Source organism: Pseudomonas sp. MS01C9 (genome assembly GCF_058202755.1).
The window spans coordinates 793,804-807,384 of record NZ_CM177073.1 but is presented as its reverse complement, the minus strand read 5'-3'; the positions used below and the strand labels follow the sequence as shown (position 1 = coordinate 807,384).

Sequence of the window (13,581 nt, the reverse complement as noted above, 5' to 3'; positions counted from 1 at the left end):
CCATGGCTAACATTCCAACTATTTCCTTCGACGCCATCATCATTGGTGGCGGCGGTGCCGGCATGCGCGCAGCGCTGCAACTGGCACAGGGCGGTCACAAGACTGCCGTGATCACCAAGGTTTTCCCGACCCGTTCGCACACCGTTTCCGCCCAGGGTGGCATTACCTGCGCCATCGCTTCGGCCGACCCGAACGATGACTGGCGCTGGCACATGTACGATACCGTCAAGGGTTCCGACTATATCGGCGACCAGGATGCTATCGAATACATGTGTCAGGAAGGTCCGGCCGCGGTCTTCGAACTCGACCACATGGGCCTGCCGTTCTCGCGCACCGAAACCGGCCGTATCTACCAGCGTCCGTTCGGTGGCCAGTCCAAGGACTACGGCAAGGGCGGCCAGGCTGCGCGTACCTGCGCGGCGTCCGACCGTACCGGTCACGCACTGCTGCACACCCTGTACCAGGGCAACCTGAAGGCTGGTACCACGTTCCTGAACGAGTACTACGCCGTTGACCTGGTGAAGAACCAGGACGGCGCCTTTGTCGGTGTGATCGCCATCTGCATCGAAACCGGCGAAACCACCTACATCCGTTCCAAGGCCACCGTGCTGGCGACCGGCGGTGCCGGCCGTATCTATGCCTCCACCACCAACGCCCTGATCAACACCGGTGACGGCGTCGGCATGGCCCTGCGTGCCGGCGTGCCGGTGCAGGACATCGAAATGTGGCAGTTCCACCCGACCGGCATCGCCGGCGCCGGTGTACTGGTTACCGAAGGTTGCCGCGGTGAAGGCGGTTACCTGATCAACAAGCACGGCGAGCGTTTCATGGAGCGTTACGCTCCGAACGCCAAGGACCTTGCCGGTCGTGACGTCGTGGCTCGTTCGATGGTTAAAGAGATCATCGCCGGCAACGGCTGTGGCCCGAATGGCGACCACGTGATGCTCAAGCTCGACCACCTGGGCGAGGAAGTGCTGCACAGCCGCCTGCCAGGCATCTGCGAGCTGTCCAAGACCTTCGCTCACGTCGACCCGGTCGTCGCGCCAGTTCCGGTCGTTCCAACCTGCCACTACATGATGGGCGGCGTTGCCACCAACATCCATGGCCAGGCCATCACCCAGAACGCCGAAGGCGTGGACGAAATCATCCCTGGCCTGTTCGCAGTGGGTGAAGTGGCGTGCGTATCGGTTCACGGTGCCAACCGCCTGGGCGGCAACTCGCTGCTCGACCTGGTGGTCTTCGGCCGCGCGGCCGGCCTGCACCTGGAAAAGGCGCTGACCGACGGCATCGAATACCGCGACGCCAGCGACACCGACATCGACGTGGCCCTCAAGCGCCTGGCCGGTCTGAACGAGCGTACCGAAGGCGAAGACGTCGCCACCCTGCGTCGCGAGCTGCAAAGCTGCATGCAGAACTACTTCGGTGTGTTCCGTACCGGCGAGTACATGCAGAAGGGTATCGCCCAGCTGGCGCAGCTGCGTGAACGAATTGCCAATGTGAAGATCAACGATAAGTCACAGGCGTTCAACACTGCACGTATCGAAGCGCTGGAACTGCAGAACCTGCTGGAAGTGGCCGAAGCCACCGCCATCGCGGCAGAAACCCGTAAAGAGTCCCGTGGTGCCCATGCCCGCGAAGACTATGAAGACCGTGACGACGAAAACTGGCTGTGCCACACCTTGTACTTCCCGGGTGAGAAACGTGTCGCCAAGCGTGCCGTGAATTTCTCGCCGAAGACTGTTCCGACTTTCGAACCTAAAGTCCGGACTTATTAAGGGTGACCGCTATGTTGCAAGTCAGTGTTTATCGCTACAACCCTGATCAGGACGCTGCGCCGTTCATGCAGGATTTCCAGGTCGATACCGGTGGTAAGGACCTGATGGTGCTGGACGTGCTGGCCCTGATCAAGGAACAGGACGAAGGTTTCTCCTATCGTCGCTCCTGCCGCGAGGGCGTGTGCGGCTCCGACGGCATGAACATCAACGGCAAGAACGGCCTGGCCTGCATCACGCCGCTGTCGGCGGTGGTCAAGGGCAACAAGCTGATCGTGCGTCCGCTGCCAGGTTTGCCGGTGATCCGTGACCTGGTCGTCGATATGAGCATCTTCTACAAGCAATACGAGAAGGTGAAGCCATTCCTGCAGAACGACACGCCGGCTCCGGCCATCGAGCGTCTGCAGTCCCCGGAAGAGCGTGAAAAGCTCGACGGTCTGTACGAGTGCATCCTGTGCGCCTGCTGCTCGACCTCGTGCCCATCCTTCTGGTGGAACCCGGACAAGTTCCTGGGCCCGGCCGCCCTGCTGCAAGCGTACCGCTTCCTGGCAGACAGCCGCGACACCAAGACGTCCGAGCGTCTGGCCGCACTGGATGACCCGTTCAGCGTATTCCGCTGCCGCGGGATCATGAACTGCGTCAACGTCTGCCCGAAAGGCCTGAACCCGACTAAGGCCATCGGTCACGTACGTAACATGCTGCTGCAAAACGGCGTGTGATTCAGCTGCTGTACCCGTAGAACCGCTGTACCCGTAGAGGCTAGGGCGCGGGCTTCAACCCGCGTCGTAGCATAACCAGAACAGCCGCTCACAAAGCGGCGGTTCTTATTTTTGAAGAAATGAGACAAGCAGGGGCATCCGGGCTGGTACCCGGACTATCAGCGTGATCCTAAGTGGCTTGTTTTAGTCGCTGCACTCGGACTTCTGCAAGTTTGCTCGGTGTTTTCGCCGGTGGTGTTCCCCTAATCGAGGGTGACCAAGCATGCAAGAAAGCGTGATGCAGCGCATGTGGAACAGTGCCCACCTCTCCGGTGGTAACGCTGCCTATGTGGAAGAGCTCTACGAGCTCTACCTGCACGACCCTAACGCTGTGCCAGAAGAATGGCGCACCTATTTTCAGAAGTTGCCGGCCGACGGTAACTCTGCCACAGATGTTTCGCACTCTACGATTCGCGATCATTTCGTGCTGCTGGCGAAGAACCAGCGCCGCGCTCAACCGGTATCTGCCGGTAGCGTGAGCAGCGAGCACGAGAAGAAGCAAGTCGAAGTGCTGCGATTGATCCAGGCCTACAGGATGCGAGGCCACCAGGCAGCCCAGCTGGACCCGCTGGGGCTGTGGCAGCGTCCTGCACCTGCAGACCTGTCGATCACTCATTACGGCTTGACCAATGCCGATCTCGATACGACCTTCCGTGCCGGCGACCTGTTCATCGGCAAAGAGGAAGCGAGCCTACGCGAAATTCACGAAGCGTTGCAGCAGACATATTGCCGCACCATCGGCGCCGAGTTCACGCACATCACCGATTCCGAGCAGCGCCAGTGGTTCCAGCAGCGTCTGGAAAGCGTGCGCGGGCGTCCGACGTACTCCGCCGACATCAAGACCCATGTGCTGGAGCGCGTGACAGCCGGTGAGGGCCTGGAGAAATACCTGGGCACCAAGTACCCGGGCACCAAGCGTTTCGGCCTGGAAGGCGGCGAAAGCCTGATCCCGATGCTCGACGAGCTGATCCAGCGTTCCGGTTCCTACGGCACCAAGGAAGTCGTCATCGGCATGGCTCACCGTGGTCGTCTGAACGTGCTGGTCAACACCTTCGGCAAGAACCCGCGTGAGCTGTTCGACGAATTCGAAGGCAAGAAGAAGGTCGAACTGGGTTCCGGTGACGTGAAGTATCACCAGGGCTTCTCGTCCAACGTGATGACCACCGGCGGCGAAGTCCACCTGGCCATGGCGTTCAACCCATCCCACCTGGAAATCGTTTCCCCGGTGGTCGAGGGTTCGGTTCGCGCCCGCCAGGATCGTCGCAACGACCCGACCGGTGAGAAGGTCCTGCCGATTTCCATCCACGGTGATGCGGCATTCGCCGGCCAGGGCGTGGTCATGGAAACCTTCCAGATGTCGCAGACCCGCGGTTTCAAGACCGGCGGCACCGTGCACATCGTGATCAACAACCAGGTCGGCTTCACCATCAGCAACCCGCTGGACTCGCGCTCCACCGAATACGCCACCGACGTCGCGAAGATGATCCAGGCGCCGATCCTCCATGTGAATGGTGATGATCCGGAAGCCGTGCTGTTCGTGACCCAGCTGGCCATCGACTACCGCATGCAGTTCAAGCGCGACGTGGTGATCGACCTGGTTTGCTACCGTCGTCGTGGCCACAACGAGGCGGACGAGCCAAGCGGTACCCAGCCTCTGATGTACCAGCAGATCACCAAGCAGCGCACCACCCGCGAGCTGTATGCCGATCGCCTGATCCAGGACGGCGTACTGGATGCCGAGCGCGTCCAGGCCAAGGTCGACGAATACCGCAACGCGCTGGACAACGGTCTGCACGTGGTGAAAAGCCTGGTCAAGGAGCCGAACAAAGAGCTGTTCGTGGACTGGCGCCCATACCTGGGTCACGCCTGGACTGCACGTCACGACACGCGTTTCGACCTCAAGACCTTGCAGGAACTGTCCGCCAAGCTGCTGGAGATCCCGGAAGGCTTCGTGGTTCAGCGCCAGGTCGCGAAGATCTACGAAGACCGTCAGAAGATGCAAGCCGGCGGCCTGCCGATCAACTGGGGCTACGCCGAAACCATGGCGTACGCGACCCTGGCGTTCGAAGGTCACCCGATCCGCATGACCGGCCAGGACATCGGCCGCGGTACGTTCTCGCACCGTCATGCCGTCCTGCACAACCAGAAAGATGCCAGCACCTACATTCCGCTCAAGAACCTGTACAAAGGCCAGCCGCTGTTCGACCTGTACGACTCGTTCCTGTCGGAAGAAGCCGTACTGGCGTTCGAATACGGTTACTCGACCACCACGCCGAACGCGCTGGTGATCTGGGAAGCCCAGTTCGGCGACTTCGCCAACGGTGCGCAGGTCGTGATCGACCAGTTCATCACCAGTGGCGAGCACAAGTGGGGTCGTCTCTGCGGCCTGACCATGTTGCTGCCGCACGGCTACGAAGGGCAGGGTCCCGAGCACTCCTCGGCGCGCCTGGAGCGCTACCTGCAACTGTGTGCCGAGCACAACATCCAGGTGTGCATGCCGACTACCCCGGCACAGATCTACCACTTGCTGCGCCGCCAGGTGATTCGTCCGCTGCGCAAGCCCCTGGTGGTCCTGACGCCGAAGTCGCTGCTGCGCCACAAGCTGGCCGTTTCGACGCTCGAAGAACTGGCCGATGGCTCGTTCCAGACCGTTATCCCGGAAATCGATGCCCTGGACCCGAGCAAGGTCGAACGCGTCGTTCTGTGCAGCGGCAAGGTCTACTACGACCTGCTGGAAAAACGCCGTGCCGAAGGCCGCGAAGACATCGCCATCGTGCGTATCGAGCAGCTGTACCCATTCCCTGAGGACGACCTGAAGGAAGTCCTGGCGCCTTACACCAATGCCAAAGCGGCTGTCTGGTGTCAGGAAGAGCCGATGAACCAGGGCGCATGGTACTGCAGCCAACACCACCTGCGTCGCAGCATCAGCTACCTCAACAAGTCTCTCGTACTCGAGTACGCGGGCCGCGAGGCTTCTGCCGCACCTGCATGTGGTTACGCATCGATGCACGCCGAGCAGCAGGAACAACTGCTGCAAGACGCGTTTACCGTTTAACGCCTTCGAGCACCTGAAACCGAATTTAAGGAACCCAAGATAATGGCTATCGAGATCAAAGCCCCCACTTTCCCAGAATCGGTTGCCGATGGCACCGTTGCCACCTGGCACAAGAAACCGGGCGAGGCCGTCAAGCGTGACGAACTGATCGTCGACATCGAGACCGACAAGGTCGTACTGGAAGTCCTGGCCACCGCCGACGGCGTGCTGGGCGCGATCGTCAAGAACGAAGGCGACACCGTCCTGTCCGACGAAGTGCTGGGCTCGATCGTTGAAGGTGGTGCTGCCGCCGCCGCTCCGGCCGCTGCTGCTGCCGCTGCGCCGGCTGCCGCCCAGGCTGCTGCTCCAGCGGCCGATGGCGAAGACGACCCGGTCGCCGCGCCTGCTGCCCGCAAGATCGCTGAAGAAAACGGCATCAACATCGCTTCCATTGCCGGCACCGGCAAGGGTGGTCGTGTGACCAAGGAAGACGTGGTTGCCGCTGTTGCAGCCAAGAAAGCCGCTCCAGCCGCTGCCCCGGCCAAGCCTGCTGCGCCTGCCGCTGCCGCTCCGGTGTTCGCGGCCGGTGATCGCGTTGAAAAACGCGTTCCGATGACCCGCCTGCGGGCCAAGGTTGCCGAGCGCCTGGTCGAAGCCCAGTCGAACATGGCGATGCTGACCACTTTCAACGAAGTGGACATGACCGAAGTCATGGCGCTGCGTTCGAAGTACAAGGACCTGTTCGAGAAGTCCCACAATGGCGTGCGCCTGGGCTTCATGTCGTTCTTCGTCAAGGCTGCCACCGAAGCGCTGAAACGCTTCCCGGCCGTCAACGCGTCGATCGACGGTTCCGACATCGTCTACCACGGCTATGCCGACATCGGTGTTGCTGTTTCCAGCGACCGTGGCCTGGTGGTTCCGGTGCTGCGCAACGCCGAGCTGATGAGCCTGGCCGAAATCGAAAACGGCATCGCCACCTTCGGCAAGAAGGCCCGTGACGGCAAGCTGTCCATCGAAGAGATGACCGGTGGTACGTTCACCATCACCAACGGTGGTACATTCGGTTCGATGATGTCGACCCCGATCGTCAACCCGCCACAAGCAGCGATCCTGGGGATGCACAACATCATCCAGCGTCCGATGGCAATCAACGGTCAAGTCGTGATTCGTCCGATGATGTACTTGGCACTGTCCTACGATCACCGTCTGATCGATGGTAAAGAAGCCGTGACGTTCCTGGTGACCATCAAGAACCTGCTTGAAGATCCGGCTCGCCTGCTGCTGGATATCTGATTTCGCCGCGAGGGCCGGTCGGTTGACCGGCCTCTTGCTGAAACAACCGGTTTCGTCCCACGACGGTCACCACAAGTGGCCGTCCGGTTTGATTCGAAAAGGAATGACTCATGACTCAGAAATTCGACGTGGTAGTGATTGGTGCTGGCCCTGGTGGCTACGTAGCGGCCATCAAGGCTGCACAACTTGGCCTCACCACTGCCTGCATCGAGAAATACACCGACAGCGAGGGCAAGCAAGCCCTGGGCGGTACTTGCCTGAACGTCGGCTGCATTCCTTCCAAGGCGCTGCTGGACAGCTCCTGGAAATACAAGGAAGCGAAAGAAAGCTTCAACGTCCATGGCATCTCCACCGGCGAAGTCAAGATGGACGTCGCCGCGATGGTTGGCCGCAAGGCCGGCATCGTGAAGAACCTGACCAGCGGTGTCGCCACCCTGTTCAAGGCCAACGGCGTGACCTCGATCCAGGGCCACGGCAAGCTGCTGCTGGGCAAGAAGGTCGAAGTGACCAAGCCCGACGGCTCGGTCGAAGTGATCGAAGCCGAGAACGTCATCCTGGCGCCAGGCTCGCGTCCGATCGACATCCCACCGGCTCCAGTCGATCAGAAAGTGATCGTCGACTCCACCGGCGCCCTGGAATTCCAGAGCGTGCCTAAGCGCCTGGGCGTGATCGGCGCCGGCGTGATCGGCCTCGAGCTGGGTTCGGTCTGGTCGCGCCTGGGTGCGCAAGTGACCGTGCTGGAAGCCCTCGACACCTTCCTGATGGCTGCCGATACCGCGGTGTCCAAGGAAGCGTTCAAGACCCTGACCAAGCAGGGCCTGGACATCAAGCTGGGCGCTCGCGTGACCGGCTCGAAGGTCAACGGTGAAGAAGTCGTGGTGAACTACACCGACGCCAACGGCGAGCAGACCATCACCTTCGACAAGCTGATCGTCGCGGTGGGCCGTCGTCCGGTGACCACCGACCTGCTGGCTGCCGATAGCGGCGTGGAAATCGACGAGCGCGGTTTCATCCATGTTGACGACCACTGCGCTACCAACGTACCGGGCGTCTTCGCCATCGGTGACGTGGTCCGCGGCATGATGCTGGCCCACAAGGCGTCCGAGGAAGGCATCATGGTCGTCGAGCGCATCAAGGGCCACAAGGCCCAGATGAACTACGACCTGATCCCATCGGTTATCTACACCCACCCGGAAATCGCATGGGTCGGTAAAACCGAGCAGGCCTTGAAAGCCGAAGGCGTTGAAGTTAACGTCGGCACCTTCCCGTTCGCCGCCAGTGGCCGTGCCATGGCAGCCAACGATACCGGCGGTTTCGTGAAAGTCATCGCCGATGCCAAGACGGACCGCGTATTGGGCGTTCACGTCATTGGCCCAAGCGCTGCCGAGCTGGTACAGCAAGGCGCGATCGGTATGGAATTCGGCACCAGCGCTGAAGACCTGGGCATGATGGTCTTCTCCCATCCGACCCTGTCCGAAGCCTTGCACGAAGCGGCCCTGGCCGTAAATGGCGGCGCCATCCACGTGGCCAACCGCAAGAAGCGTTAATAGATAATAAGAAACCACGGCGGTTCGGCCCGTCGTGAGCCTTGCGCGCAAGACTCACCGCGGAATGTCCGCTGGACGCAGTCTTGCGTAGCTCTGCCGGTTCACCGGAAGGCTACGCAAGCAGCAGTCACAGGTGGTGCGGCACTAAACTGGTGCAGCACCGAATGCGCAGTACCTAACGAAGACGGTAATAAGCATGAATCTTCACGAGTATCAGGGTAAGCAGCTGTTCGCTGAATACGGCCTGCCAGTATCCACAGGCTACGCGGTAGACACCCCGGAAGCGGCAGCAGAAGCTTGCGACAAAATCGGCGGCAGCGAGTGGGTTGTCAAAGCCCAGGTTCACGCCGGTGGTCGCGGTAAAGCGGGCGGCGTAAAGCTGGTTCGCAGCAAAGAAGACGCCAAAGCCTTCGCACAGCAGTGGCTGGGCAAGCGTCTGGTGACCTACCAGACTGACGCCAACGGTCAGCCGGTCACCAAAATCCTGGTTGAATCGTGCACTGATATCGCTAAAGAGCTGTACCTGGGCGCTGTCGTCGACCGTTCGAGCCGCCGCATCGTGTTCATGGCTTCCACCGAAGGTGGCGTGGACATCGAGAAGATCGCTCACGATACCCCTGAGAAAATCCTCAAGGCCACCATCGATCCACTGGTTGGCGCCCAGCCATTCCAGGGTCGCGAGCTGGCATTCCAGCTGGGCCTGGAAGGCAAGCAGGTCACTCAGTTCGCCAAGATCTTCGTAGGTCTGGCCAAGCTGTTCCAGGATCATGACCTGGCGCTGCTGGAAGTGAACCCGCTGGTGATCAAGGCCGACGGCGACCTGCACTGCCTCGATGCCAAGATCAACATCGACGCCAACGCCATGTACCGTCAGCCGAAGCTGAAGACTTTCCACGATCCATCCCAGGACGATCCGCGCGAAGCGCACGCTGCCAAGTTCGAACTGAACTACGTGGCCCTGGAAGGTAACATCGGCTGCATGGTCAACGGTGCCGGCCTTGCCATGGGTACCATGGACATCGTCAACCTGCATGGCGGCAAGCCAGCCAACTTCCTCGACGTGGGCGGCGGCGCTACCAAGGAGCGCGTAACCGAAGCGTTCAAGATCATCCTGTCCGACACCAACGTCGCCGCAGTACTGGTCAACATCTTCGGCGGCATCGTTCGTTGCGACATGATTGCCGAAGGCATCATCGGCGCCGTGAAAGAAGTCGGCGTGAAAATCCCGGTTGTTGTTCGCCTCGAAGGCAACAACGCTGAGCTGGGCGCTAAAGTACTGGCAGAAAGCGGTTTGAACATCATCGCTGCTACCAGCCTGACCGACGCTGCTCAACAAGTCGTAAAAGCTGCGGAGGGCAAATAATGAGCGTCCTGATCAATAAAGACACCAAGGTTATCTGCCAGGGTATTACCGGTTCGCAAGGTAGTTTCCACACCCAGCAAGCCATCGAGTACGGCACCCAGATGGTTGGCGGCGTAACTCCGGGCAAGGGCGGCACCGAGCACCTGGGCCTGCCTGTCTTCAACACCGTCAAGGACGCTGTTGCTGCCACTGGCGCCACCGCCAGCGTGATCTACGTTCCGGCTCCTTTCTGCAAGGACTCCATCCTTGAGGCGGCGTTCGGCGGCATCAAGCTGATCGTGTGTATCACCGAAGGCATCCCGACCATCGACATGCTGGAAGCCAAGGTCAAGTGCGACGAGCTGGGTATCACCCTGATCGGCCCTAACTGCCCAGGCGTGATCACTCCAGGCGAATGCAAGATCGGCATCATGCCAGGTCACATTCACTTGCCAGGCAAGGTCGGTATCGTGTCCCGTTCCGGCACCCTGACCTATGAAGCCGTGAAGCAGACCACTGACGCCGGTTTCGGCCAGTCCACCTGCGTCGGCATCGGCGGTGATCCGATCCCAGGCTCCAACTTCATCGACATCCTGAAGCTGTTCCAGGAAGACCCGAAGACCGAAGCGATCGTCATGATCGGTGAGATCGGCGGTTCCGCTGAAGAAGAAGCCGCTGCCTTCATCAAGGCCAACGTGACCAAGCCGGTCGTGTCCTACATCGCTGGTGTGACTGCTCCTCCGGGCAAGCGCATGGGCCATGCTGGCGCAATCATCTCCGGCGGCAAGGGCACTGCGGACGAGAAGTTCGCTGCCCTGCAAGACGCCGGCGTGAAAACCGTGCGTTCGCTGGCAGACATCGGCAAGGCCCTGGCCGAGCTGACTGGCTGGGAAATGAAGAAGTAAGCTTCGGCTGACCTTTTCGTTCCAGCAACAAAGGCCACCTCCGGGTGGCCTTTGTCGTTTCTGGCCTTTTGGATCTACGCATTGTTTCTGCGCAGAGGGCCTTAGTCTGTGGTGGAGGATTTATCTGTGGTGGGAGGATTTATCTGTGGCGAGGGGATTTATCCCCGCTGGGCTGCAAAGCAGCCCCCAAGCAATCGAGCGCGGTTTATCTGGAAGAATGCGGCCACCTTGTTGGGGCCGCTTTGCAGCCCAGCGGGATGAATCCCCTCGCCACAGGTCATCCCCTGTCTATCAGGAGTGTGATGAGGGAAAAATAGATACGTAAACGCGACATTGAAATGTCGTGTATCGGATAGTGCGCCCCGTAACAGTGCGTTTTCTGCACGGATTCGTTAGGCTAGCAGCCATTTTTGCGACCGCTCCCCACAAGGAAGCGACGCGCTAAACGGGTCGGTCCCATACGGATCGACAACATTTCCCTCACCCATAAGGGAAATCCCTCTCTAAATTCCGATTCAGCAGTGTGGTTTCCTTAATGAAAGTGTTGAAAGGCCAGGACATCCTGGCACTTGGTTTCATGACATTTGCCCTGTTCGTCGGGGCCGGCAATATCATTTTCCCGCCAATCGTCGGCTTGCAGTCCGGGCCCCATGTCTGGATGGCGGCGCTGGGCTTCCTGATCACCGCGGTCGGCCTTCCGGTTGTCACCGTCGTTGCGCTGGCCAAGGTGGGCGGGGCGATGGATGCCTTGAGCAGCCCCATCGGCAAGGTCGCCAGCGGGTTGCTGGCCGCGGTCTGCTACCTGGCTGTCGGCCCGCTGTTCGCCACGCCGCGCACCGCCACGGTCTCGTTCGAGGTGGGCCTGGCGCCATTGACCGGCGAAAGCCCGCTGGCCCTGTTGATCTACAGTGCCGTGTACTTCCTCCTGGTGTTCTTCATTTCGCTCTACCCGGGCCGTCTGCTGGATACCGTCGGACGGTTCCTCGCACCGCTGAAGATCATTGCCCTGGCCGTGCTGGGGATCGCCGCGTTCGCCCTGCCTGCCGGCGGTATCGGCGTGGCGACACCGGAATACGTGGCGGCGCCGTTTTCCCAGGGCTTCATCAATGGTTACCTGACCATGGACACGTTGGGCGCATTGGTGTTCGGCATCGTCATCGTCAACGCGATCCGTTCCCGGGGTGTCGAATCGCCAGCCTTGATTACCCGCTACGCCATCATCGCCGGGCTGATTGCCGGGGTGGGCCTGGCGCTGGTCTACGTCAGCCTGTTCCGCCTCGGTTCCGGCAGCCATGAAGTGGCCGCAGGGGCGACTAACGGCGCCGCTGTGCTGCATGCCTACGTGCAATACACCTTCGGCAGCCTGGGCAGCGGCTTCCTCGCGGTGCTGATTTCCCTGGCCTGCCTGGTGACCGCCGTTGGCCTGACCTGCGCCTGTGCCGAATACTTCAGCCGTGTCCTGCCGCTGTCCTACAAGACCCTGGTGGTGATCCTGGCAGCGTTTTCACTACTGGTGTCCAACCTGGGCCTGACCAAGCTGATTGCGTTCTCCATCCCGGTCCTGACCGCGATCTACCCGCCATGCATCGCCCTGGTGGCCCTGAGTTTCTGCAAGGACTTCTGGCATGAGCAGAGTCGCATTGTCGGCCCGGTGATGCTGGTGTCGTTCCTGTTTGGCCTGGTCGATGCGCTCAAGGGCGCCGGTCTGGCGGACTGGATGCCGGCGCAACTGGCCCAATTGCCGTTGAGCGAACAAGGCCTGGCCTGGCTGGTGCCTTCGGTGATGACCCTGGTGGTTGCCGTGGTGTGCGATCGCCTGCTGGGCAAACGCAGCGAAGCACTGGCTTAAGCAGCTTCAGGCCGATTCACCGGCCACAACCGAAATGCCCCGTATCAATCGATACGGGGCATTTTTTTTGGGTGCAGTGTCTTTTTTCGTGCGCTAACGTCGAAGCAGTGTCTGAAAGGCGTACACAGCACCTGTGGAGCGAGCTTGCTCGCGATAGCGCCAGATCAGCAGCATCAACGTGTCTGATAGATCGCAATCGCGAGCAAGCTCGCTCCCACAGGTCGGCATTTCAAGGCGCGTCTGGCTTTAGACGTCATGTTTTTAGATATACAGGAAATCGAATGTCATTCATCCAAGCCAACCTGTCCCATCTGCTTGCCGCTGTCTGGTTCATCGTCTGCTGGGGCGGCTATACCCGCTATGCCACCTGGAAAGCCCGTGACACGGCTTGTCTGGCGAGCGTGATGCACTTGTATCGCGAGGACTGGATGCGTCGCATGCTGCTGCGCGAGAACCGCATCGCCGACGCCAGCGTGATCGGTAACCTGGAGCGCAACGCCTCGTTTTTCGCCTCCAGCACGCTGATTATCCTGGCGGGTATCCTGACCGTGCTCGGGGCGTCCGATCGGGCGGTGTCGCTGCTGGCCGACCTGCCGCTGGTGCAGCAGGCTTCCCAGGGGCTGGCGGAGGTCAAGCTGTTGTGCCTGGCATTGGTGTTCGTCTATGCATTCTTCACGTTCAGCTGGTGCATGCGCCAATACAATTTCGCGGCGGTGCTGGTGGGCTCTGCGCCGATGATCGGCGAGCGGCATGTGTCGGAGCAGGAGCGCAAGGCCTTTGCGCTCAGGGCGGCCCGGGTCATTTCGATGGCGGCCAACCAGTTCAACTTCGGCCTGCGCTCTTATTACTTCGGCATGACCATGCTGGCCTGGTTCGTCAGCCCCTGGTTGTTCATGTTGATGAGCGCCGGCGTGGTGTTTGTGCTGTACCGCCGGGAGTTTCATTCCGACGTGCTGGATGTCATGGTCTACACCCCGACCGAAGCGCCACCCAGCGAAGTGAGCCGGGAAGCGGCCTGATTCATTGGTCCCGCCAGAATGCAGACAAAAGAAAACCCGCACCAGGCGGGTTTTCTTTTGTC

9 protein-coding genes are annotated in these 13,581 nt (G+C 60.6%); all 9 read left to right on the top strand.

Features of this window, described 5'->3' with window-relative positions; translation table 11 throughout:
* Positions 1–2: 2 nt before the first annotated feature.
* The 9 genes from sdhA to AC1M7R_RS03685 all read left to right on the top strand — a co-directional run bounded on the left by sdhA (position 3) and on the right by AC1M7R_RS03685 (position 13,519).
* On the top strand, positions 3–1,775 hold the full coding sequence (gene sdhA / locus AC1M7R_RS03725; protein WP_072393598.1) for a succinate dehydrogenase flavoprotein subunit: 1,773 nt from the start codon (positions 3–5) through the stop codon (positions 1,773–1,775).
* Positions 1,776–1,786: 11 nt separating this feature from the next.
* On the top strand, positions 1,787–2,491 hold the full coding sequence (locus AC1M7R_RS03720) for a succinate dehydrogenase iron-sulfur subunit (protein ID WP_039594133.1): 705 nt from the start codon (positions 1,787–1,789) through the stop codon (positions 2,489–2,491).
* A gap of 262 nt (positions 2,492–2,753) precedes the next feature.
* Complete coding sequence (locus AC1M7R_RS03715; protein WP_072393595.1) at positions 2,754–5,585, top strand: 2-oxoglutarate dehydrogenase E1 component; 2,832 nt, start codon at positions 2,754–2,756, stop codon at positions 5,583–5,585.
* Positions 5,586–5,627: 42 nt separating this feature from the next.
* On the top strand, positions 5,628–6,857 hold the full coding sequence (gene odhB, locus AC1M7R_RS03710; protein WP_072431594.1) for a 2-oxoglutarate dehydrogenase complex dihydrolipoyllysine-residue succinyltransferase: 1,230 nt from the start codon (positions 5,628–5,630) through the stop codon (positions 6,855–6,857).
* Between the two features lie 110 nt (positions 6,858–6,967).
* The gene (lpdA, locus tag AC1M7R_RS03705) at positions 6,968–8,404 is read left to right on the top strand and encodes a dihydrolipoyl dehydrogenase (RefSeq protein WP_165887339.1); all 1,437 of its coding nucleotides are present in this window, start codon (positions 6,968–6,970) and stop codon (positions 8,402–8,404) included.
* A 196-nt stretch (positions 8,405–8,600) separates the two neighbouring features.
* On the top strand, positions 8,601–9,767 hold the full coding sequence (gene sucC, locus AC1M7R_RS03700; protein ID WP_003179235.1) for an ADP-forming succinate--CoA ligase subunit beta: 1,167 nt from the start codon (positions 8,601–8,603) through the stop codon (positions 9,765–9,767).
* Positions 9,767–10,651, top strand: a complete 885-nt coding sequence (gene sucD / locus AC1M7R_RS03695) for a succinate--CoA ligase subunit alpha (RefSeq protein ID WP_053149972.1) — start codon at positions 9,767–9,769, stop codon at positions 10,649–10,651. The genes sucC and sucD overlap by 1 nt, the downstream gene beginning before the upstream one ends.
* Before the next feature lie 535 nt (positions 10,652–11,186).
* On the top strand, positions 11,187–12,500 hold the full coding sequence (gene brnQ, locus AC1M7R_RS03690) for a branched-chain amino acid transport system II carrier protein (RefSeq protein WP_490610245.1): 1,314 nt from the start codon (positions 11,187–11,189) through the stop codon (positions 12,498–12,500).
* A 281-nt stretch (positions 12,501–12,781) separates the two neighbouring features.
* Positions 12,782–13,519, top strand: a complete 738-nt coding sequence (locus tag AC1M7R_RS03685) for a DUF599 domain-containing protein (protein ID WP_072393583.1) — start codon at positions 12,782–12,784, stop codon at positions 13,517–13,519.
* The last annotated feature ends 62 nt before the right edge of the window (positions 13,520–13,581 follow it).

Coding starts and splice junctions, on each gene's coding strand:
- sdhA (WP_072393598.1), top strand. CDS start 3: ATGGCTAACATTCCAACTATTTCCTTCGACGCCATCATCATTGGTGGC.
- AC1M7R_RS03720 (WP_039594133.1), top strand. CDS start 1,787: ATGTTGCAAGTCAGTGTTTATCGCTACAACCCTGATCAGGACGCTGCG.
- AC1M7R_RS03715 (WP_072393595.1), top strand. CDS start 2,754: ATGCAAGAAAGCGTGATGCAGCGCATGTGGAACAGTGCCCACCTCTCC.
- odhB (WP_072431594.1), top strand. CDS start 5,628: ATGGCTATCGAGATCAAAGCCCCCACTTTCCCAGAATCGGTTGCCGAT.
- lpdA (WP_165887339.1), top strand. CDS start 6,968: ATGACTCAGAAATTCGACGTGGTAGTGATTGGTGCTGGCCCTGGTGGC.
- sucC (WP_003179235.1), top strand. CDS start 8,601: ATGAATCTTCACGAGTATCAGGGTAAGCAGCTGTTCGCTGAATACGGC.
- sucD (WP_053149972.1), top strand. CDS start 9,767: ATGAGCGTCCTGATCAATAAAGACACCAAGGTTATCTGCCAGGGTATT.
- brnQ (WP_490610245.1), top strand. CDS start 11,187: ATGAAAGTGTTGAAAGGCCAGGACATCCTGGCACTTGGTTTCATGACA.
- AC1M7R_RS03685 (WP_072393583.1), top strand. CDS start 12,782: ATGTCATTCATCCAAGCCAACCTGTCCCATCTGCTTGCCGCTGTCTGG.